The following is a 19,400-nucleotide window of genomic DNA, read 5'->3' as shown; positions in this document are numbered from 1 at the left end:
AGGAGACCGCTGACGCACCGCCCCTGCGGGGTGGACCGGGACGAACGGCCCCGATGCTGGACGAGGTGGACCGGCGGATCCTGGACGAACTGACCCGGGACGGGCGGATCTCCGTCCGGACGCTCGCCGAGCGGGTGCACGTGTCGCGCACCAACGCGTACGCGCGGATGGAGCGGCTGCTGCGCGACGGGGTGGTCACCGGGTTCGCCGCCCGGGTCGCGCCGGAGCCCGCCGGGCTGGGCACCTCGGCGTACATCGCCCTGACCATCCAGCAGAACACCTGGCGGGAGGTGTCGGCGGAGCTGGCCCGGGTGCGTTACGTCGAGCACGTGGCGCTGCTCAGCGGCGAACACGACGTGCTCGCCCTGGTCCGGGCACCGGACAACGCCACGCTGCGGGACGTGGTGCTGGACCGGGTCCAGCGCATCGCCGGGGTGCTGTCCACCCGGAGCTGGCTGGTCTTCGAGGAGTACGACGGGGTCCGCAGCCCGTGGGCCTGACCGCCGCTCAGCGCTCCGGCGGCGCGGCCAGCCCCTCCCGGTCGGCCAGCTCCAGCAGCGGGTCCAGCGAGAACCGTGGCCCGTCCAGACCGGCGTGCGGGTCGCCCCGCTCGGCGAACCGGGCCGGCACGGTGGTCACGTCGAAGTCCTCCGGCCGTACGTCGTCCAGCTCGGCCCAGTCGAGCGGCGCGGAGACCAGCGCCGCGGGCGTCGGCCGGATCGAGTACGCCGAGGTCATCGTGTGGTCCCGGGCCATCTGGTTGTAGTCGACGAAGACCGGCCGGTCCCGCTGGTCCCGCCACCAGGTGGTGGTGACCAGGTCCGGCCGGCGCCGCCGCATCTCGCCGCCGAGCGCCAGCACCGCCCGCCGGCAGTCGCCGAAGCTCCACCGGGGCTCGATCGGGACGTACACGTGCAGGCCACGCCCGCCGGTGGTCTTCGGGTAGCCGGTCAGGCCCAGCTCGTCGAGGAAGCCGCGCACCTCGTGCGCCACCGGGACGACCTGGTCGAAGTCCACCCCGGGCATCGGGTCGAGGTCGATCCGGAGCTGGTCCGGCCGCTCCACGTCGGCCCGGGTCACCGGCCACGGGTGGAACCGCAGGGTGCCCAGGTTGACCGCCCAGATCACCACCGCCAACTCCCCCGGCGCGACCTCGTCGGCGCTGCGCCCGCTGGGGAAGGTGATGTGCGCGGTGCCCACCCAGTCGGGCGCGCCCGCCGGCACCCGCTTCTGATAGAAGGCGTCGCCCCGGTTGTCCTGCCGGGTGGCGACCGTCGCCCCCTCGAACACCCCGCGCGGCCACCGTTCCAGCATCGTCGGCCGGTCCCGGAGCGCGCGCAGGATGCCGTCGCCGACGGCGAGGAAGTAGCGCACCACGTCGAGCTTGGTCAGCCCACGCTCCGGGAAGTACGGCTTGTCCGGGCTGGAGACGCGGACCACCCGCCGCCCCACCTGGATCTCCTCGGCCGCGGTCGCCACCTGCCGAGCGTACGACGCAGGACGGCCGGCGCGGGGGCGAGCGCGCGGGCCGGTCGGGGCGGGTCCGACCCGGTGTGCGCGAGGCCGGACAGCCCACCCGCTAGGATCGGCGGGGGCCGTGACTGGCGCGTCGAGATGGAGCACCATCGGGAAGCGGCCCCGTCATGAGGACGCACGCCGAGCGCCTGGGCCTTCCGCACGTCACCTGGAGGTCGCATGCCGCCGAACGCCGAATCCGCCGCCTTCCGCAGCGCGCTGGAGGTCATCCGCGCCGTCGAGCCCCGGGTGGCCGACGCCATCGGCGCGGAGCTGGCCGACCAGCGCGAGTCGCTCAAGCTGATCGCCAGCGAGAACTACGCCTCGCCGGCCACCCTGCTGGCGATGGGCAACTGGTTCAGCGACAAGTACGCCGAGGGCACGGTCGGGCGTCGGTTCTACGCCGGCTGCCAGAACGTCGACACGGTCGAGGCCCTCGCCGCCGAGCACGCCCGGGAGCTGTTCGGGGCGACGCACGCGTACGTGCAGCCGCACTCGGGCATCGACGCGAACCTGGTGGCGTTCTGGGCGATCCTGGCCGACCGGGTGGAGTCCCCCGCGTTGGCGCGGGCCCAGGCCCGGCACGTCAACGACCTCACCGAGCAGGACTGGTTCGCGCTCCGCCGGGAGCTGGGCGACCAGCGGATGCTCGGCATGTCGCTGGACGCGGGCGGTCACCTCACCCACGGCTTCCGGCCCAACATCTCCGGCAAGATGTTCGACCAGCGCAGCTACGGCACCGACCCGGCCACCGGCCTGATCGACTACGACAGGGTCGCCGAGGCGGCCCGCGAGTTCCGGCCGCTGGTGCTCGTCGCCGGCTACTCGGCGTACCCGCGCAAGGTGAACTTCCGGATCATGCGGGAGATCGCCGACTCGGTCGGCGCCACCTTCATGGTGGACATGGCCCACTTCGCCGGTCTGGTCGCCGGCAAGGTGTTCACCGGCGACTTCGACCCGGTGCCGCACGCGCACATCGTCACCACCACCACGCACAAGTCGCTGCGCGGCCCGCGCGGCGGCATGGTGCTCTGCGGCCCGGAGCTGGCCGACCAGGTGGACCGGGGCTGCCCGATGGTGCTCGGCGGGCCGCTGCCGCACGTGATGGCCGCCAAGGCGGTCGCGCTGGCCGAGGCGCGCCGTCCCGACTTCGCCGACTACGCCCAGCGGATCGTCGACAACGCCCAGGCGCTGGCCGACGGGCTGCTGCGCCGGGGCGCCACGCTGGTCACCGGCGGCACCGACAACCACCTGGTGCTCATCGACGTCACCGGGTACGGGCTGACCGGTCGGCAGGCCGAGCAGGCGCTGCTGGACTCGGGCATCGTGACCAACCGCAACGCGGTGCCGCAGGACCGCAACGGCGCCTGGTACACCTCCGGCATCCGGATCGGTACGCCCGCCCTGACCACCCGTGGGCTGGGCACGGCAGAGATGGACGGCACCGCCGAGCTGATCCACACGGTGCTCAGCCAGACCAGCGCCGGGGCGAACGCGGACGGCACCGCCTCCAAGGCCAAATACGTGCTGGATCCCGCGCTGGCGGACAAGGTCAGCCGGCAGGCCGGCGAACTGCTCGCCGGATTCCCGCTGTACCCGAACGTCGACCTCGGCTGACGACGGACGCGCGCCGGGCCGGTGTCCGGCTCGGCGCGCACCGTACGGGGATCAGGAGTAGTCGAACGTCCAGAGGAACCACTGGGCGCTCTGCGGGGCGTAGCTCTGCTCGCAGTACCACCAGTCCCATCGGCCCTCGGCGGCGCCGGTGAAGCCGTACGAGCGGCAGAAGTCGTAGCTGTAGTAGACCCCGCGCAGCGTCCCGCCGGGCGGATCCGCCTGGGCCGGTGCCGCCCCGACCACCAGAGCGGCGCCGATCGTGGCGAGCGCCGCCACCGGCGCCAGCATCCTGCGTTTGCGCATGAATACCCCCTGCAACAGACCGGTCGACGCGCACGCATCGACATCTGTCGACAAGCGTGACGACGCCCGGGACGCGCCGTCAACGCGTTCCCGGGCGATGGTCGACCGACGATGGGGTGAACTCAGTTCAGGGGACGCTTGAGGTGATATCGGTGCACCTCGGTGCTGCCCTGGACGTTGTTGACGTCCTCGGCGGCGGTGACCAGTTCCCAACCTTCCCGGCCGTACCGGTTGAGGTGCGCCACGGCGGTGTCGCCGTACGCGGTGATGTCCTTCCGGGATCCGTCCGGGCCGTACCAGACGAACGAGACGTGGAAATTGCGGCCCTGTCCCTGGTAACGGCGAACCAGCAGGGCATACTCCCAGGCAACCATGCCGCCCATTATGACCGTCCACGCAGGAGCACGGTACGGCTAAGGTCACCGTTCGCTTTCCGACGAACGCGGTGTGTCGCCGTCGCGCCGGGGCGTATGGTCGGACGGTGGCCAGTTGGGATGACGTACGCCGGATCGCGTTGAGCCTGCCGGAGACCGGCGAACGCCCCTCCTACGACGGGTTGCCCGCCTGGACCGTCCGGGACAAGTCCTTCGTGTGGGAGCGCCCGCTGCGCCGCTCCGACCTCGACGCGCTCGGCCCGGCCGCGCCGGACGGCCCGATCCTCGGCGTACGCGTCGCCGACCTGGGCGTCAAGGAGGCGCTGCTCGCCGACGACCCGGCCGTCTACCTCACCACGCCGCACCTCGACGGCTACCCGGCGGTGCTGGTGCGGTTGGACCGGATCGACGAGGCCGAGCTGACCGAGATCGTCACGGAGGCGTGGTTCGCGCGCGCGCCGAAGCGGCTCGCCACCGCCCACCGCACCGCGACGGCGCCACCCGGAGCCTGACGCCACACCACCCGGACCGCGCCCACCCGCCTGCCACCCCCACCCGCCTCGCCGATCATGGAGTTGTGGTTGGCGGAATGCCCCCTTCACGGCTATCGCGAAGGCCACAACTCCATGATCGGCAACGTGACAGACCGGCATCACGGGTGGTGAGCCTGGAGTGTCCCGAGCGGCGGCAAGCAGTTATCGCTTCTCGCAGGCAACGCCGTCCTTGTCCCGGTCGAGTTTCGTGTTCGCGTTGTAGATCGCCGTCGAAACCTTGAAGTTCGTGACCGGCTTCGTCCTGCCGCGCACCTTGTCCCGTGCGCCCTTCTTGCCGACGCCGTGCCGGTACTTCTTGTTCAGTGCGGTGCAGTTCTTGAACTTCGTGGGGGCAGCCTGCGCGGGCGACACCACGGCCACTGCGCCCCCGGCCAGCGCCAAGGTGAGGACGAGTGCCATCCGGACCAGTCCGGGAACCAATCCATCCTCCATATCGGATAGTGGGTGGAGAAGGCACGCTACCGCCACATGATTCGGCATAGCGCCCTCCACCCGACTCGTCCGGCAGGGCTTACGGCGATTCTTCCCTCACCATCCAGGCAGCACCTTCGACGCAACGCCACCCAAGATCTGACAGCACGGATGACACTGAGCTGGTCACGGGCACAGGTGCCCCGACGGCCGCGGGAGAGGACCCGCTCATCGCAAGATCGCGCTCGATCCGGGATCGAGTGGTCGTCGCCGCGCTCGGATACCACTCGATCCTGGATCGAGCGGGAAATCGTGGTGGAGGCGGCAGCATGGGTGGCCGACCGGGGGGTAGGTCTCGTCGTCGGCGGTGTGGCCCGGTAGCGGGCCACACCACCGTGTTCCGTCCGGCCGTCGTTCGGGGACGCGCCGGGTCACCGAGTCAGTCGGCGGGCAGCCAGTCCTGCCAGACGTCCGGGTTGGCGTCGAGCCACTTCTTCGCCGCCTCGTCGTGGGACAGCTCGTCGACCGTGAGGTAGCGCGCCACCTCGTTCTGGTGGGCGTTGGTCCACTGGAAGTTCTTGACCAGTTCGGCGGCCGGGTTGCCGGACTCGGCGAACTCCCGGTTGGCGATCTTGTCGAGGTCGTAGGGCTGGTAGTCGCAGGCCACCTTCTCCGGGTCCACGTCGCAGCCCGGCGTGTAGGGCGGCAGTTTGACGTGTACCAGGTCCACCTCGGCGAGGAACCACTGTGGCGCGTAGAAGTAGCCGATCGCCGGCCGCCGGTTGCGCTCCGCCTCCCGGAACGCCTCGATGAGCTTGTCCTCGCTGCCCACGGTGGTGACCGTGTAGTTCAGCTTCAGGTTGCGGATCAACGCCCGGTCGTTGGTCTCGTACGAGGGGTCGCCGTTGAGCAGGACACCCCGGCCACCGGAGGTCGGCGTGCGGAACAGGTACGCGTAGTCGTTGAGGTTCCGCCAGTTGGTGATGGTGGGGTGCTGCTCGACCAGCCACGGCGTGACGTACCAGCCGACGACGCCCCGGTTGCCGGTCATGCCGTGCTCGACGGCCTTGCGTTCCTCGTCGATGTACTTCTTCTTCAGGCTCTCGCGGCCCCAGTTCTCCAGGATGACGTCGGTGGTGCCGGCGGCGACCTCCTCCCACGCCTCCTCCGCGGTGAGGTCCTTGACCTCCACGGTGCAGTTGAGCCGGTTCTTGGCCAGGTAGCCGATCACCGCGAGGTTCGCCTCGTAGCCGATCCACGGCAGGTTGGCCAGCGTCAGCGTGCCGCACTCCGTCCGCTCCGGCGGCCCCGGCGGCGCGACCCGGGGCTGGATGTCGGCCGCGCAGCCGGTCAGTGCCAGTGCGGCCACGCAGGCGAGGGCCGCCGCCCTGGTCCACCCTGATCTCTGCATCGCTGCCTCTTCTCCTCGTCGTCGTTGCGCCCGGCCACGGGGCCGGAGGGGTGCGGCCGTCCGCTGGGCCGGAGGGGTGCTGAACGTCCGCTGGTCAGCGGCCGGCGCCGGTCCGCGCGAGGCGTTGCGCCAGCACCACCTCGGTGAGCGCGACGAGGACCTGCTTGACCGACTCCCGCTGGCGCGCGTCGCACTCGACCAGCACCACGTCGTCGGCGACGCCGAGGGCCTCGCGCACCTCGGCCAGCGCGAAGCGGCGGGTGGCCTCGAACGTGTTGACGGCCAGCAGGAACGGGATGTGATGGTCCTCGAAGTAGTCGATGGCCGGGAAGCAGTCCTCGATCCGCCGGGTGTCGATCAGCACGACCGCGCCCAGCGCGCCGTCCACCAGGTCGTCCCAGAGGAAGGCGAACCGGTCCTGTCCGGGCGTGCCGAACAGGTACATCAGCAGGGACTCGTCGAGACTGATCCGGCCGAAGTCCAGGGCCACGGTGGTGGTGGTCTTGCCGGACACCACCGAGGTGTCGTCGACCCCCACCGAGACCTCGGTCAGGTCGGCCTCGGTGACGAGCGGCTCGATCTCCGACACCGCGCCGACGAAGGTGGTCTTGCCGACGCCGAACCCCCCGCTCACCACGATCTTGACGGCGGTGGGTGTGGGCGGCTGGCTAGAGAGCGCGGACACGGTCCCTGATCCTCTCGATCATGGCGACGGAGAGCTCGCCCTGTTCCTCACGGCGCAGGTAGCCCTCGCTGAGCAGGTCTGCCACCAGCACCCGGGCGACACCGAGCGGCACCCGCAGCGCGACCGCCAGGTCTGCCACGGTGATCGGCCGCTGGCACAGCTCGACGATCCGGCGGGCCTCGAAACGCAGCGGCGCGGAGAGCGCCGCCGGTTGGGCGGAGAGCAACGTCTCCACCCGCAGCCCGTCCTGGACCGGGCGGGTACGTCCGCCGGTGAGCAGGAACGGACGTACCGCCTCCGCGTCGGACGGCTCGGGCGCGGCCGGCGGCGGCTCGGGAGCCGGGCCGTCCGACGCCGGGGCCGCGGTCCAGTACGGGATCATCCGCGGGTCGGGCAGCCGCGGTCCGGCACCGCTCACCGGGGCAACACCCGTCTCGACTCGGAGATCAACGCGGGTGTCAGCATGGTGCCGAACCGGTCGGCGAGCAGCGAGATCTCGTAGCCGACCAGGCCCAGGTCGCAGTCCCCGTCGGCGAGCACGCCCAGGCAACTGCCGTCGCTGATCGCCGAGACCAGCAGGAAGCCGCGCCTCATCTCGATCATGATGAGCTTCAGCCCGTCGAAGTCGTACTTGCGGGAGGCGGTCCGGGCCAGGCTGGCCATGCTGGACACGATCGCGGCGAGCTGGTCGCCGGCACCCCGGTTGAGTCCGGTGGAGACGGCGATGAGCAACCCGTCGGACGAGACGGCGACCGCGTCGCGTACCCCGTCCGTCTGCCGGACGAAGTTCGCCAGCAACCAGTTCAACTGGTGTGGATCGCTCTGGATGTCAACCTTCACGGGCCCCCCAAGGCTCGGTCGTGGTGTCGTCGCTGGACCGGGTCGGTGGTGCCGGCCGGTCGACCTGGCCACGGAGCGTGCCGGCCCGCAGCGCGGTCAACCGGTTCCGGATCTCCATCGGCGAGTCGTCCATCGCGGCCGGACGCGGCGTGCCCGCGACCGGACCGGCGGTCGGCGCGGGTGCGCTGGCGCGCCGCTCACGGGGCAGCCGTTTGCGCAGTCCGTTGGTGGTGCGCTCCTCCACCGGGCCGACGGCGGACACCTCACCGGCGATGGTGGGTGGCCGACCGGCGACCGGCCGGTCGTGCCCGCGCGGCTCGGCGGGCGCGACGTGGCCGGCGGGCGGCGCGTCGATGGCGGCCCGCGGCCCCACCCCGGCGATGCCGACGGCCGGCGTCGGACGGGCGGCGGGCACCGACGGCAGGACGGGCTGCCGGGCCGGTTCCGCCGTCACCCGGGTGGTGGTGGCGGCGACCGTGATGGTCGCCTGTGTGGTGCCGACCGCGTCCGCCGTGTCGTCCGGGGCGATCGCGTTCCGGTTGGTCAGCACGGTGGCGGGCAGCAGCACCCGGGCCGTCACGCCGGTCACCGGGGAGGGCGCGAGTTGCACGTCGATGCCGAGGTCCCGGGCGAGCTGACCGACCACGTGGTGGCCGAGGTAGCGGGTCGGGGCCGAGACGTAGTCGACCTCACCGCGCAACCGGGCGTTGGCCTCGGCCAGGTCCTCCGGCGACATGCCGATGCCCTGGTCGGTGATGGCCACGAGGTATCCGTCCGCGCTGCGCCGACCCTGGATCTCCACGTCGGAGTCGGGCGGGGAGAAGGTCAGTCCGTTCTCGACCAGTTCGGCCAGCATGTGAGCCACCGCGCTGACGTTGGCGCCGACCACCCAGGCGTCGTCGATGCGGCGGAGCTGCACCCGCCGGTACTCCTCGACCTCGGAGATCGCGGCCCGGATCACGTCGGCGATGGCGAGTGGCCGGGTCCACTGGCGCGGCCCGCCGGCTCCCACCAGGACCAGCAGGCTCTCCGCGTTCCGGCGCATGCGGGTGGCCAGGTGGTCCAACTCGAAGAGGTTGGCCAGCCCGGCCGGGTCGGTCTCCTCCCGTTCGAGCTTGGTGATGAAGCTGAGCTGACGGCGGAGCAGGTTCTGGTTGCGTCGGCCCAGGTTGGCCAGCGACTCGGTGGTGCTGCGCCGCAGCACCGCCTGCTCGGTGGCGAGGCGGAAGGCCACCTCCTGGACCTGGTCGAGGGCGCCGGCCACCGAGCGGACCTCGGTGCTGGATCGGGCCGGCACCTGGACCGGTTCCGGGGCCCGGGGCTCGTTCTCCTCGCTGCCGTCCTGGAGCTGGCGCACGGCGACGGGCAGCCGGTTGGCCGCCAGGTCACGTGCCTCGGCGGCCAGCATGGCCAGCGGCCGGGTGATCGACCGGGAGGCCAGCACCAGCAGACCCACCGCACCGGCGAGGAAGAACGCCACCAGCGCGCCGAGCACGAACAGACGCCGGGTCGACTCGCCCTGCCGTTCCGCGGCCCGCGCCTCGATCTCCGCGCCGACGTACTCCTGCATGTGGCGCATGCCGTCCAGCACGGTGGTCAGGGCCGACCACCAGGCCTGCGGGTTGACCTGCACCCGGCGGCCGTCGGCGGAGTCGAGCGCGACCTGCTCGAAGAAGCCGGCCACCCGGGCGGCGCCGGTGTCCAGCACCCAGTCGTTGGCGGCCCGCTGGCCCGGGGTGGCCCGCTCCTCGAAGTCGGCCAGCGCCGTGTCGCGGGCCGCGCGCATCTCGGCGAACTGGAGGAACTCGCCGTCGGCGAAACCACCGGCGGAGAAGACCCCGTTGAGGAAGGCGCGCTGCTGGGCGGTGCTCTCCTTGATCCGGCTCAACGCGGTGAGGGTCGCCACGTGCCGTTGCAACTGCGGGTCCTCGGCCTGGTCCAGGTCGTAGTCGAGGCGGTTCAGCGCGGCGATGCGCTCGGTGAAGAAGTCGAACGTCGCGGCCCGGCCGGCGCTGCCGCTGTCGGTGGCGGAACGGACCACGTCGAGCCCGTCGAGTTCGCGCAGCGCGGCGCCGACCCGGTCGGCCACCGGCCCGCCGTCGGAGATCGCCGACTCGACCGCGCGGCGGCGCTCGTCCACCCGCTCGCGGGCCGGGGCGATCTCGTTGCGGAAGCCCTCGTTGCCACCGAGCAACGCGGCGCTGATGCCACGTTCGACCTGGAGCTCCTGGGTCAGGTCCTGCACCTGGAGGGCGAGCGACACCGACTCGCTGGCCTGACGGACCGCCTGGTAGGAGGAGACCTCGACGAACGTCACGTAGCCGAGCAGGAGCAACACGGCCGCCACCGGCAACGCGATGATGGCGGCGAGTCGGCTGCGGATACTGCCGCCGCCTGTCACCACAGACTCCGCGCCGCCCGGGCCGGGCCGTGGACGAACGCCGGCAGAGCGCATCGGTCGGGAACCTGTGTGGACACGCGGTCTCCAATCACCGACCAGGACACGCAGGCCGGTGTGAGGCATCAGGGGGATTGATCACAGCAATATCCCGGCATACCCGGCCGCCCACAACCCTCAGGCGGAATCGTCACGGCCGGAGAGCTTGGGTTCTGCCCTTTCGGGCAGCGTCGGCGGACTGAACGACCGACCCCGGATACGGGCATTGTGCAGGGTGCGGAGACCGAACGATTCCCGGATCGTCGGCATCGGAGGAACCACCCTCGCCGACCCGGCGGGGTACCCGGTGGACCGATTCGTCAGCCCGACCGGAGGCGGTGCAGCACTCCCACGGCGGCGGCACGCGCACGTCCGGTGGGCCCTTGTGGACGGCCCACCGGCCGCGCCTCACTCGGTGCCCGGAACGGCTCCCACGGTCGGGCCGGTGTGCCGCGCGGTCGGCTCCGCGCCCGCGACCTCACCCGGGCCACGTCGGCCCCGCTCCGGACGGCGCTCGTCGACGGCAGGCCCGAACAGGTCGGCGGGCACCTGCCGGCTCGACTCGGTCGGGAGGTACAGCGGGCCCGTCATGTGATCGCCACCGTCCTGTGTCGACGCGGGCGGCAGCCCGCGTGTCGCGCGCCCCGGGGCGCTGCGGGAACCCTACGGCAGGCGGAACGAGCATTGCCAGATGCAAATGGCTCAAGGAGAAAGGACGGGTGGCGGGATTGTCGAGGCCCCCTCCGGCGGGCAGGATCGGATCCGTGTGTCGACTCCCGGTACACAAGAGGTGACCGAACGTGCGATGTGGTGGGGTCGGTCAGACCGGGACCGGGGTCTGGGCGTACACCTGGAATCGCAGCGAGCGGGCGTCGGTGAAGCACTCCCGCATCGGTCTGACCAGGTCCCGGTGCTCGGCGCTGCGCTCCCACACCTCGAAGTCGGCCAGACTGGCCCACTCGCTGGTGATCAGCCACTGCTCCGGGTCGGTCGCCGACCGGCACACCTGGTCGACCAGATGCCCCGGCACCCCGTCGGCGACCAGGTGGCGCACCGCGTCGTACGCCCGCAGGAAGTCGTCGGTGCGGTCGGCGGGCACCCGGACCAGGAACACCACCCGGCCCCGGTGCGGGCCCGACCCGTCTCCGTGCTCGATCGCCGTCATCACTGCTCCGTTCCGCTCGGTGGCGCGCCGCGCAGCACCAGCGCGCTGTTGAATCCGTCGAACCCTCGGGCGCAGACCAGCGCCAACCGACTGCGCGGACGTCGGGCCGCCCGCAGGAAGCCCAGTTCGCAGCCGGGGGCCACGGCGTCCGGGCCGGCCGACGCGGGCAGCGTGTCGTGCGCGAAGGCGAGCAGCACGGTGGCCACGTCCAGCGCCGAACCGCCCTGGTGCGCCCGCCCGGTCAGCGATTTGTGGGTGGTCACCGGCGGGGCGAGTCCGCCGAAGACCGACCGCAGCGCCTCGGCCTCGGCACGGTCGTAGCGGGGCACACCGAGGGCGTCGGGCACCACCACGTCCACCTCGGAGGGTTCGACCCCGGCCCGGCCCAGGGCCAGCCGCATGGCGCGGGCGTACTGCCGCGGGTCACCGGCGGAGTCGGCGGTGGTGTGCGCGGCGTCGTGGGTGGCGCCCCACCCGGTCACCTCACCGTAGATCCGCGCCCCCCGGGCCATGGCGTGACCCCGCTCCTCCACCACGAAGACCGCCCCGCCCTCGGCCGGCAGGTAGCCGCCGGCTGCGGCGTCGAACGGCCGGTAGGCCCGTTCCGGGTCGGTCTCCGCGCTGAGCAGGCCGGACCGGAGCTGACAGGCCAGCGCGTACGGACTCAGTGGGCACTCGGTCGCCCCGGCGAGCACCACCGAGGCGCCCCGCCGGATGGTGCGGACCGCGTGCGCGAGGCTGTCCAGGCCACCGGCCGACTCGGCGACCAGCACCCCGCACTGGCCCTTGGCCTGGTGCCGGATGGAGAGCTGTCCGACGCTGGCCGCGTAGAACCAGGCGATCGACTGGTACGCCCCGACGGTGCGGCTCGGTGACGACCAGAGTCGTTGCAGCTCCCGCTGGCCGAACAGGTTGCCGCCGGAGGAGCTGGCCAACGTGACCGCCCACGCGTACGGGTCGGGGGCCTGTTCGGGCAGGCCGGCGTCGGCCAGCGCCAGTCCGGTGGCGGCGAACCCGAGGTGCGTCCAGCGGTCGGTCTGCACCAGGGCGCGGTTGTCGGCGTACCGGGCCGGGTCGAAGTCGGCCACCTCCCCACCGAGGCGGGTCGGGTAGCCGCTCGCGTCGAAGAGGGTGATCGGCCCGGTGCGGCGCCGACCGGCGACCACGGTCCGCCAGTGCGCGTCGGCGCCCACACCGCTGGGCGCGACCACGCCGATGCCGGTCACCACCGCGCGGGCCACCGTGCCGTCGCCGTGCCGCCGGTCGCTCGCCGTGTCGTCGTACGCGGGGGCGGTCACCGGGTCACCTCCCGGCCGAGGCGGCGGAACAGCATGGCCGACTGGAAGCCGCCGAAGCCGCTGCCCACCGAGAGCGCCACGTCCACCGGCACCTCCCGTGCCTCGTTCGGCACGTAGTCCAGGTCGCACTCCGGGTCCCGGGTGGTCCAGTTGGCGGTCGGCGGCACCACCCCGAACTCGATGGCCAGCGCGCACGCCGCCATCTCGATCGACCCGATCGCGCCGAGCGAGTGCCCGACCATCGACTTGATCGAGCTGATCGGCACCCGGTACGCGGCCGGCCCGAGTGCCCGCTTGAACGCGGCGGTCTCGTGCCGGTCGTTCTGCCGGGTGCCGGAGCCGTGCGCGCTGATGTACGAGACGTCCTCCGGCGCGAGCCGTGCCTGCCGCAGCGCGTCGGTGATGGCCAGGCTCATCTCCACCCCGTCCGGACGCAGCCCGGTCATGTGGTAGCCGTTGCTGCGGCTGGCGTAGCCGGCCACCTCGCAGTAGACGTGCGCGCCACGCCGCAGGGCGTGGGTGGCCTCCTCCAGCACCAGCACCGCCGCTCCCTCGGCGAGCACGAAGCCGTGCCGGTCGGCGTCGAAGGGTCGGGAGGCGTGCGCCGGGTCGTCGTTGTCCGGGCTGGTTGCCTTGATCGCGTCGAAGGAGGCCACGGTGACCGGGGAGATCGGCGAGTCGGCCGCGCCGGCCAGCACGATGTCCGCCTCGCCGTCGGCGATGAGCTGGTGGGCGTACCCGATGGCGTCGATCCCGGAGGTGCAGCCGGTGGAGACGACCTGCGCCGGGCCGTGCAGCCCGTGGTGGCAGGCCACGTCGGCGGCGAGGCTGCTGGGCACCAGCGCCGGATAGAGGTACGGCCCGCCGAGCGCCGCGTCGACCAGCCAGCGCCGGCCGCTGTCGCTGACCGTGACGTACTCCTGTTCCAGCGCCATGGTGCCGCCGACCGCGGTGCCGAGCACCACCCCGGTCCGGTCCCGCTCGGCGTCGGTGAACTCCAGCCCGCTGTCGGCGACCGCCTCGGCGGCGCAGGCGAGCGCGAACTGCACGTACCGGTCGGCGCGCTGGCGTTGCGCCGGGGTCAGCCCGGCGGCGTCCGGGTCGAAGTCGCACTCGGCGGCGATCTGCGAGCGGAACGGCGACGGGTCGAAGAAACTGATCCGCCGGGTCGCGGTGCGCCCCTCGGTGATGCCCTTCCAGAACCGGTCCCGGGTGACGCCGCCGGGAGCGACCACGCCGACCCCGGTCACCACCGTGCGCCGCCCGGTCACGACCCGTTCCGCTCGTCGGCCACCTCGGTGTCGACGTGACCCAGTTCCGGGCGGGGGGCCAGCGGGCCGAGGTGGAACACCACCTCGGCCGGCTCGTCGCCGGTGTTGCGCAGCCGGTGCCGGACGTTGCGGGCCACGAACAGCGCCTCACCGGCGGCCAGCAGCACCGGTTCGTCGTCCAGGTCGACGGTGATCGTGCCCCGGGCGACGTAGAGGAACTCCTCGCTGTACGGGTGGTAGTGCTCGGCGATCCGTTCCCCCGGCCCCATGGTGGCCACGCCCATGAACCCCGAGGTGCTGCCGACTGTCCGCGGTCCGAGCAGGACGCGCAGCTCACCTCCACGACGGCGGTCGGCGGGTACGTCCCGGGCCGCCACCAGTGCCAGGTCACTCATCGTCGCCTCCGCTCGTCGACGCGGTCGCCACCGTGGCGGCCCGATCCCGGGCCAGCCGCTCGATCCGGTCCTTGATCACGGCGAGCTGCACCACGCTGTTGGTGTTGATCCGTTCGGTCATCCCGGCGTTGTCCACCGGGGCGGTCGGCTTCATCGCGAAGTCCTGCACCCAGGTCATCCGGACGCCCTCGGGCTCCTCGGTGTAGGTCCAGTGGATCCGCATGTACTCGAACGGTCCGGTCTCCACCCGACGCGCCCGCACCTGCCGGGTCGCCGGGTCGGGGGTGCGTTCGCTGACCCAGCTCCAGGCCACCCCGTTCTCGTCGGGGTGCATGGTGAGCCGGAACCGTACGGTGTCGCCGTCGCGGCCGAGGATCTCGGCCCTGGCGTACTCGGTGAACAGGTCGGGCCAGCCGGCGACGTCGTTGGTGACCGACCAGACCAGCTCCAGCGGCGCGGCGATGACGATGCTGTTCTCGGTGTGTCCGGGCGGGTCGGCGGCCGGTGCGGGCGGGTCGGTCTGCCGGGCGACCAGCTCGGCGACGGCCGGGATGGTGAGCTGGGCGGCCTGCTCCGGGATGCTCACCCGCCACCGGTCGGCGACCACGGCGGAGAGTTCGAGCAGCGCGAGCGAGTCCATCCCCAGTTCCTCCAGGGAGGCGGCCGGGGCGCGGGCCGCCGCGTCCGGGTCCAGCCCGCAGTTGGTCACCAGGATGTGGGTGATCTCCGCGGTCAGCGAACGGCCATCGGTGACGGTCATCGGTTCCTCCTCGGATGGGCGGGGGTGGTTCCGGCGGTCATCCGGTCGACCAGGCCGGTGGAGTAGCGCCCCTTGCGGAAATCGGCGTCGTCGAGGACCCGCCGGACGAAGGGGATGGTGGTCCGCACGCCCGGACCGGTGATCTCGAACTCGCGCAGGGCCCGGTCCAGCCGGCTCAGGGCCAGGTCCCGGTCGGGCGCCCAGACGGCGACCTTGGCCAGCAGCGAGTCGTAGTGCGGGCCGACCAGGTAACCGGCGTGCCCGTGGGTGTCGACCCGGGTGAACGGGCCGCCGGGCGGCACGAAACGCTCCAGCCGGCCGGGGGTGGGCACGAAGCCGCGATCCGGGTCCTCCACGTTGACCCGACACTCGACGGCGACCCCGGTGAACCGGACGTCCTCCTGCCGCCGGCGCAGCGGCGTACCGGCCGCGATGTGGAACTGCTCGTGCACCAGGTCGATGCCGGTGACCATCTCGGTCACCGGGTGCTCCACCTGGATCCGACAGTTGATCTCCAGGAAGTGGAAGTGTTCCTCGGCGTCCACCAGGAACTCCACCGTCCCGGCCCCGGTGAAGCCGACGTCCAGCGCGCCGCGCAGGGCGGTCCGGGCCAGCGCGTCCAGGGTCGCCGGGGCCAGTGCCGGCGCGGGCGCCTCCTCGACCAGCTTCTGGTGTCGGCGCTGCACCGAGCAGTCCCGGGTGCCCAGGTGCACACCGTTGCCGTGCGAGTCGCAGAGCACCTGCACCTCCACGTGCCGCGCGTCGGTCAGGTACCGCTCGACGTACACCCGGTCGTCGCCGAAGGCGGCCTGCGCGGCGGCCCGGGTCCGGGCGTACGCGCGGGGCAGGTCGGCCGGTGCGCGGACCACCGTCATCCCCCGGCCGCCCCCGCCGGCCGCCGCCTTGACGATCACCGGGTAGCCCACCTCGGCGGCGACCAGCGCGGCCTCGCCCGCCGTCGGCACCGGTTGCACGGCGCCCGGCGGCAGCGGCAGCCCGGCCCGACGCATCAGCGCCCGGGCCGACGACTTGTCCGCCAGCGCGGCCATCACCTGCGGCGACGGGCCGACGAAGGTGAGCCCGTTGTCCGCGCAGATCTCGGCGAAGTCGGCGTCCTCGGAGAGGAAGCCGTAGCCGGGGTGCACCGCCTGCGCGCCGACCTTGCGGGCCGCCTCGACCACGGCGGCGGCGTTGAGGTAGCTGCGGCGGCTGGCCGACGGGCCGATCCGGACGGCCTCGTCGGCCAGCCGCACCGCGGCCGAGTCGGCGTCCGCGGTCGAGTAGACCACGGCGGTACGGATGCCCAGCTCACGGCAGGCCCGCAGGATGCGCAGCGCGATCTCGCCCCGGTTGGCGATGAGCACCTTCTCGAACACGGTCCACCACCTCAGGCCGGGTCCAGGGCGACCAGCGGCTGGTCGTACTCCACCGGCTGGCCGTCGGCGACCAGCACCTCGGTCACCCGGCCGGCCCGGTCGGCGGTGATCTCGTTCATCAGCTTCATCGCCTCGACGATGCCGACCACCTGTCCGGGGCGGACCAGGTCGCCGACGGCCACGAAGGGCGCGGCCCCGGGCTCCGGCGCCCGGTAGAAGGTGCCGACCATCGGCGAGCGCACCGCGCTGCGAGGGATCGGCGGCACCGGCGGCGCACCGGCTCCGACCACACCGGCCAGCGCGGTGGGCGCGGGCGACGCGGGCGGTCCGCCCGACGGAATGAACACGCCCGACGTGCCGGGTGCGGAGGCCGGGCCGGATCCGGCCTCGTGCTGCCATTCCACCTCAAGCTCGGTCCCGCCGTCGCGCAACCTGAGGCGGCGCAACGGACCGGGCAGCTCGGCGACGAGCTGGGCGACGTGTCGACGCAAGCCGGTCAGTGCCGCCTCGGTGTCCGCCTCGTCGCGCGCCACGGCCGGGCCCGATCGGTGCGGGACCGTCTCGCCGGACGCGTCGGGTGCGGGTGGCGGGCAGGTGACCTCCGGGGCGCGCTCGCCCCTCGGCGTCGGGGCGGGCACCGGCTGCGGACCGGCCGGTACCGCGACACCGGACCCGGGCATGCCGCCGTCCGGGCCGCCCGGTATCGGCGGCCGGACCGTCGGCGCACCGGCGACGGCGGGCGCGGCGCCGCCCGTGGCGCTCACCGGGCACCCGCCCGCAGGTCGGTCCGGGCCGCGCCGAACCGGCGGAACCGGCGTCGGCGACGCTGCACCAGCGTGGCGACCGGCAGCTCCAACAGCGGCAGCAGGTTCGCCAGCACCGCCTCGCGGACCGCCTGGCCCGCCGCCGCCGGGTCGTCGGCGACCGAGCCCGGCGGCTCGGGCACCACCTCGTCGACGATGCCGAGCCGTACCAGGTCCGGAGCGGTCAGCTTCAGTGCCCGGGCCGCCTGCGGCGCGGCGGTCCGGCCCGGCCACAGGATCGCGGCGCACCCCTCCGGGCTGATCACCGAGTAGACCGCGTGCTGGAGCATCAGCACCCGGTCGGCGACCGCGAGGGCGAGCGCGCCGCCGCTGCCGCCCTCGCCGGTGACCACGGTGACGACCGGGGTGGGCAGCACGCTCATGGTCAGGATGTTCTCCGCGATCGCAGCGGCCTGGCCGTGCTCCTCGGCGGCGATCCCGGGGTCCGCGCCCGGGGTGTCCACCAGGGTCACCACCGGCAGACCGAGCCGGGCGGCGAGCCGCATCAGCCGCAGCGCCTTGCGGTGCCCGGCGGGGCTGGCCATGCCGAAGTTGCGGGCCACCAGTTCGGCGCTGCTGTGTCCCTTCTGGTGCCCGATCACCATCAGGTGCCGACCGTCGAGCCGGGCCAGTCCACCCACCACCGCCGGACAGTCGCCGCCGAGTCGGTCGCCGTGCAGTTCGGTGAACCCGTCGAAGGCCGTCTCCAGGTAGTCGAGCGTGGTCGGACGGCCGGGGTGCCGGGCCAGTCGTACCGTCGCCCAGGCGTCCCGGGTCGTCGGCTCCGGTGCCGTGGCCGGGCCGGCGGGGCGCGACGAGGTGGGCGCGACGCCGGGTCGACGCCCACCGGCCGCGGCGGCGAGCAGCGTCGTCAGCCGGGCGCGCAGCGCGTGCCGGGGCACCACCATGTCGACCTGGCCGTGCCGCAGCAGGAACTCGGCGGTCTGGAAGCCCTCCGGCAGGTTCCGTCCGGTGACCTGGCGGATCACCCGGGGGCCGGCGAAGCCCATCCGGGCGCCGCTCTCGGCGACCACCAGGTCGGTGCAGGTGGCGAACGAGGCGGCGACTCCCCCGTACGTCGGGTCGGTGAGCACGCTGACGGTGAGCAGCCCGGCCTCCCGCAGCGCGGCGATCGCCTGGCTGACGGTGGCCATCTGCATCAGCGACAGGGCACCCTCCTGCATCCGGGCCCCGCCGGAGGCGGTGACCAGGACCAGTGGGACGCCGGCCGCCAGCGCCTCCTCGGCGGTCCGGGTGATCAGTTCACCGACCGCGCAGCCGAGACTGCCGCCGAGGAAGCGGAAGTCCATCACGGCGAGCGCGCACCGGTACCGGCCGACGGTGGCGGTGCCGCAGAGCACCGCCTCGGCGAGACCGGTGTCGGCGCGGGCGGCGGTGAGCCGGTGCGGGTACGGCAGCACGTCGACGAAGCCGATCGGGTCCACCTCGACCGCGCGGTCCGGCAGGGGCTGGAAGGACGCCGGGTCGACCAGTTGGCGTACCCGCTCGGGTGCGGCGAGCCGGGCGTGCCGCCCGCACTCCGGGCAGACGTCGAGGTTGCGCCGCAGCCGCTTGCGGTACAGCAGGGTGGCGCAGCCGCCGCAGCGGGACCAGAGCGTCCCGTCGGCCGGCGCGGTGGCGGTCACGACCCGGGCCCGTCGAAGTGGTAGAAGCAGCGGGCCATCGCGTCGCGCGGGGACCGCCAGGTCGGCAGGTACGGCGACACGTACGGACTCAGCCGGGCGCTGACCCGCTGGAACTCGGGGTGGTCCCGGACCGCGGCGACCGCCTCGTCGCCGGGCGACTCGGTCTCCAGCAGGTGCACGTACAGGTCGCCGAGCCGGTACAGCGACCGGTGCCGCACACCGACCAGCCGGGGCAGTTCGGTGGTGTCGGACTCGGCGAAGATCTCGGCGACGGTGGCCTCGGCGGCCGGGTCCACCTTCGCGACGATCAGCGTGCGGTCCATGCTGGACCTCCCCCCATGGGCCGGTGGTGACACCACCGGGTGCCCGGACGACTGCGGCCACGATGCGCCGCCGCGCGTCACGCGGGCGTCACCGGAACCTCGGTTCACCGGGACAGTTGGTGACGTTCCGTTGACGCACGCTGTGCCCCACCTGTGCGCCGCCGAAGTCCATGATCATCGCAAGTGTGCAGTTCAGAGGCGGCTTCATGAAGACGG

General features: G+C 73.0%; 22 protein-coding genes and 1 riboswitch. Of the genes, 3 read left to right on the top strand and 19 right to left on the bottom strand.

Features of this window, described 5'->3' with window-relative positions; translation table 11 throughout:
- Window positions 1-53: 53 nt before the first annotated feature.
- The gene (locus ACQVFL_RS11655) at window positions 54-500 is read left to right on the top strand and encodes an Lrp/AsnC family transcriptional regulator (RefSeq protein WP_350697391.1); all 447 of its coding nucleotides are present in this window, start codon (window positions 54-56) and stop codon (window positions 498-500) included.
- 7 nt (window positions 501-507) lie between these two features.
- Here ACQVFL_RS11655 and ACQVFL_RS11650 read toward each other — a convergent pair whose 3' ends face one another.
- On the bottom strand, window positions 508-1,479 hold the full coding sequence (locus tag ACQVFL_RS11650; RefSeq protein ID WP_431729337.1) for a DNA polymerase domain-containing protein: 972 nt from the start codon (window positions 1,477-1,479) through the stop codon (window positions 508-510).
- A gap of 108 nt (window positions 1,480-1,587) precedes the next feature.
- Window positions 1,588-1,677, top strand: a riboswitch (ZMP/ZTP riboswitch).
- An 18-nt stretch (window positions 1,678-1,695) separates the two neighbouring features.
- Between ACQVFL_RS11650 and ACQVFL_RS11645 the strand changes: the two genes are divergently transcribed.
- Window positions 1,696-3,132, top strand: a complete 1,437-nt coding sequence (locus ACQVFL_RS11645) for a glycine hydroxymethyltransferase (protein ID WP_396695060.1) — start codon at window positions 1,696-1,698, stop codon at window positions 3,130-3,132.
- A gap of 51 nt (window positions 3,133-3,183) precedes the next feature.
- On the opposite strand, the gene ACQVFL_RS11640 is transcribed toward ACQVFL_RS11645, so the two are convergent.
- Together ACQVFL_RS11640 and ACQVFL_RS11635 are read right to left on the bottom strand one after the other, a co-directional pair.
- Window positions 3,184-3,435, bottom strand: coding sequence for a hypothetical protein (locus tag ACQVFL_RS11640; protein ID WP_396695062.1), 252 nt, complete (start codon window positions 3,433-3,435; stop codon window positions 3,184-3,186).
- Between the two features lie 122 nt (window positions 3,436-3,557).
- Window positions 3,558-3,818, bottom strand: coding sequence for a hypothetical protein (locus tag ACQVFL_RS11635; RefSeq protein ID WP_117228080.1), 261 nt, complete (start codon window positions 3,816-3,818; stop codon window positions 3,558-3,560).
- Between the two features lie 98 nt (window positions 3,819-3,916).
- On the opposite strand from ACQVFL_RS11635, the gene ACQVFL_RS11630 reads away from it, so the two are divergent.
- On the top strand, window positions 3,917-4,321 hold the full coding sequence (locus ACQVFL_RS11630; protein ID WP_396695064.1) for an MmcQ/YjbR family DNA-binding protein: 405 nt from the start codon (window positions 3,917-3,919) through the stop codon (window positions 4,319-4,321).
- 183 nt (window positions 4,322-4,504) lie between these two features.
- On the opposite strand, the gene ACQVFL_RS11625 is transcribed toward ACQVFL_RS11630, so the two are convergent.
- The 16 genes from ACQVFL_RS11625 to ACQVFL_RS11550 form a co-directional block, all read right to left on the bottom strand.
- Window positions 4,505-4,762 (bottom strand): excalibur calcium-binding domain-containing protein, encoded by a 258-nt coding sequence (locus tag ACQVFL_RS11625; protein ID WP_396695066.1) that lies wholly within the window; start codon window positions 4,760-4,762, stop codon window positions 4,505-4,507.
- 451 nt (window positions 4,763-5,213) lie between these two features.
- Window positions 5,214-6,185: a glycine betaine ABC transporter substrate-binding protein gene (locus ACQVFL_RS11620; protein ID WP_431729336.1), complete on the bottom strand. Its 972-nt coding sequence runs from the start codon at window positions 6,183-6,185 to the stop codon at window positions 5,214-5,216.
- 94 nt (window positions 6,186-6,279) lie between these two features.
- Complete coding sequence (locus ACQVFL_RS11615; RefSeq protein ID WP_396695071.1) at window positions 6,280-6,870, bottom strand: GTP-binding protein; 591 nt, start codon at window positions 6,868-6,870, stop codon at window positions 6,280-6,282.
- Entirely contained in the window at window positions 6,854-7,288 is a 435-nt protein-coding gene (locus tag ACQVFL_RS11610) for a DUF742 domain-containing protein (protein WP_396695073.1), read from the bottom strand. Before ACQVFL_RS11610 ends, ACQVFL_RS11615 begins: the two co-directional genes overlap by 17 nt.
- A complete protein-coding gene (locus ACQVFL_RS11605; protein ID WP_131054135.1) occupies window positions 7,285-7,710 on the bottom strand; it encodes a roadblock/LC7 domain-containing protein in 426 nt (141 codons plus the stop codon). The genes ACQVFL_RS11610 and ACQVFL_RS11605 overlap by 4 nt, the downstream gene beginning before the upstream one ends.
- Window positions 7,700-10,165, bottom strand: coding sequence for a nitrate- and nitrite sensing domain-containing protein (locus ACQVFL_RS11600; protein WP_396695076.1), 2,466 nt, complete (start codon window positions 10,163-10,165; stop codon window positions 7,700-7,702). The genes ACQVFL_RS11605 and ACQVFL_RS11600 overlap by 11 nt, the downstream gene beginning before the upstream one ends.
- A 390-nt stretch (window positions 10,166-10,555) precedes the next feature.
- Window positions 10,556-10,738, bottom strand: a complete 183-nt coding sequence (locus ACQVFL_RS11595) for a hypothetical protein (protein ID WP_396695078.1) — start codon at window positions 10,736-10,738, stop codon at window positions 10,556-10,558.
- Between the two features lie 229 nt (window positions 10,739-10,967).
- Window positions 10,968-11,312, bottom strand: a complete 345-nt coding sequence (locus ACQVFL_RS11590; RefSeq protein ID WP_396695079.1) for an antibiotic biosynthesis monooxygenase family protein — start codon at window positions 11,310-11,312, stop codon at window positions 10,968-10,970.
- Complete coding sequence (locus ACQVFL_RS11585; RefSeq protein ID WP_431729817.1) at window positions 11,312-12,553, bottom strand: beta-ketoacyl synthase N-terminal-like domain-containing protein; 1,242 nt, start codon at window positions 12,551-12,553, stop codon at window positions 11,312-11,314. The genes ACQVFL_RS11590 and ACQVFL_RS11585 overlap by 1 nt, the downstream gene beginning before the upstream one ends.
- A gap of 53 nt (window positions 12,554-12,606) precedes the next feature.
- Entirely contained in the window at window positions 12,607-13,881 is a 1,275-nt protein-coding gene (locus tag ACQVFL_RS11580) for a beta-ketoacyl-[acyl-carrier-protein] synthase family protein (protein WP_396695081.1), read from the bottom strand.
- Window positions 13,878-14,276, bottom strand: coding sequence for a cupin domain-containing protein (locus tag ACQVFL_RS11575; RefSeq protein WP_396695083.1), 399 nt, complete (start codon window positions 14,274-14,276; stop codon window positions 13,878-13,880). Before ACQVFL_RS11575 ends, ACQVFL_RS11580 begins: the two co-directional genes overlap by 4 nt.
- Complete coding sequence (locus ACQVFL_RS11570; RefSeq protein WP_396695085.1) at window positions 14,269-15,036, bottom strand: SRPBCC family protein; 768 nt, start codon at window positions 15,034-15,036, stop codon at window positions 14,269-14,271. The genes ACQVFL_RS11575 and ACQVFL_RS11570 overlap by 8 nt, the downstream gene beginning before the upstream one ends.
- Complete coding sequence (locus ACQVFL_RS11565; protein ID WP_431729335.1) at window positions 15,033-16,412, bottom strand: acetyl-CoA carboxylase biotin carboxylase subunit; 1,380 nt, start codon at window positions 16,410-16,412, stop codon at window positions 15,033-15,035. The genes ACQVFL_RS11570 and ACQVFL_RS11565 overlap by 4 nt, the downstream gene beginning before the upstream one ends.
- 11 nt (window positions 16,413-16,423) lie before the next feature.
- Complete coding sequence (gene accB / locus ACQVFL_RS11560) at window positions 16,424-17,176, bottom strand: acetyl-CoA carboxylase biotin carboxyl carrier protein (RefSeq protein WP_431729334.1); 753 nt, start codon at window positions 17,174-17,176, stop codon at window positions 16,424-16,426.
- Complete coding sequence (locus ACQVFL_RS11555) at window positions 17,173-18,861, bottom strand: acetyl-CoA carboxylase carboxyltransferase subunit alpha (RefSeq protein ID WP_431729333.1); 1,689 nt, start codon at window positions 18,859-18,861, stop codon at window positions 17,173-17,175. The genes accB and ACQVFL_RS11555 overlap by 4 nt, the downstream gene beginning before the upstream one ends.
- Complete coding sequence (locus ACQVFL_RS11550; RefSeq protein WP_396695091.1) at window positions 18,858-19,184, bottom strand: TcmI family type II polyketide cyclase; 327 nt, start codon at window positions 19,182-19,184, stop codon at window positions 18,858-18,860. The genes ACQVFL_RS11555 and ACQVFL_RS11550 overlap by 4 nt, the downstream gene beginning before the upstream one ends.
- Between the last annotated feature and the right edge of the window lie 216 nt (window positions 19,185-19,400).

The sequence above is a fragment of the Verrucosispora sp. TAA-831 genome (assembly GCF_050780145.1).
Classification (GTDB): Bacteria; Actinomycetota; Actinomycetes; order Mycobacteriales; family Micromonosporaceae; genus Micromonospora.
Note: the sequence above shows the minus strand (reverse complement) of the source record. Positions and strands in the feature narration are given on the sequence as shown.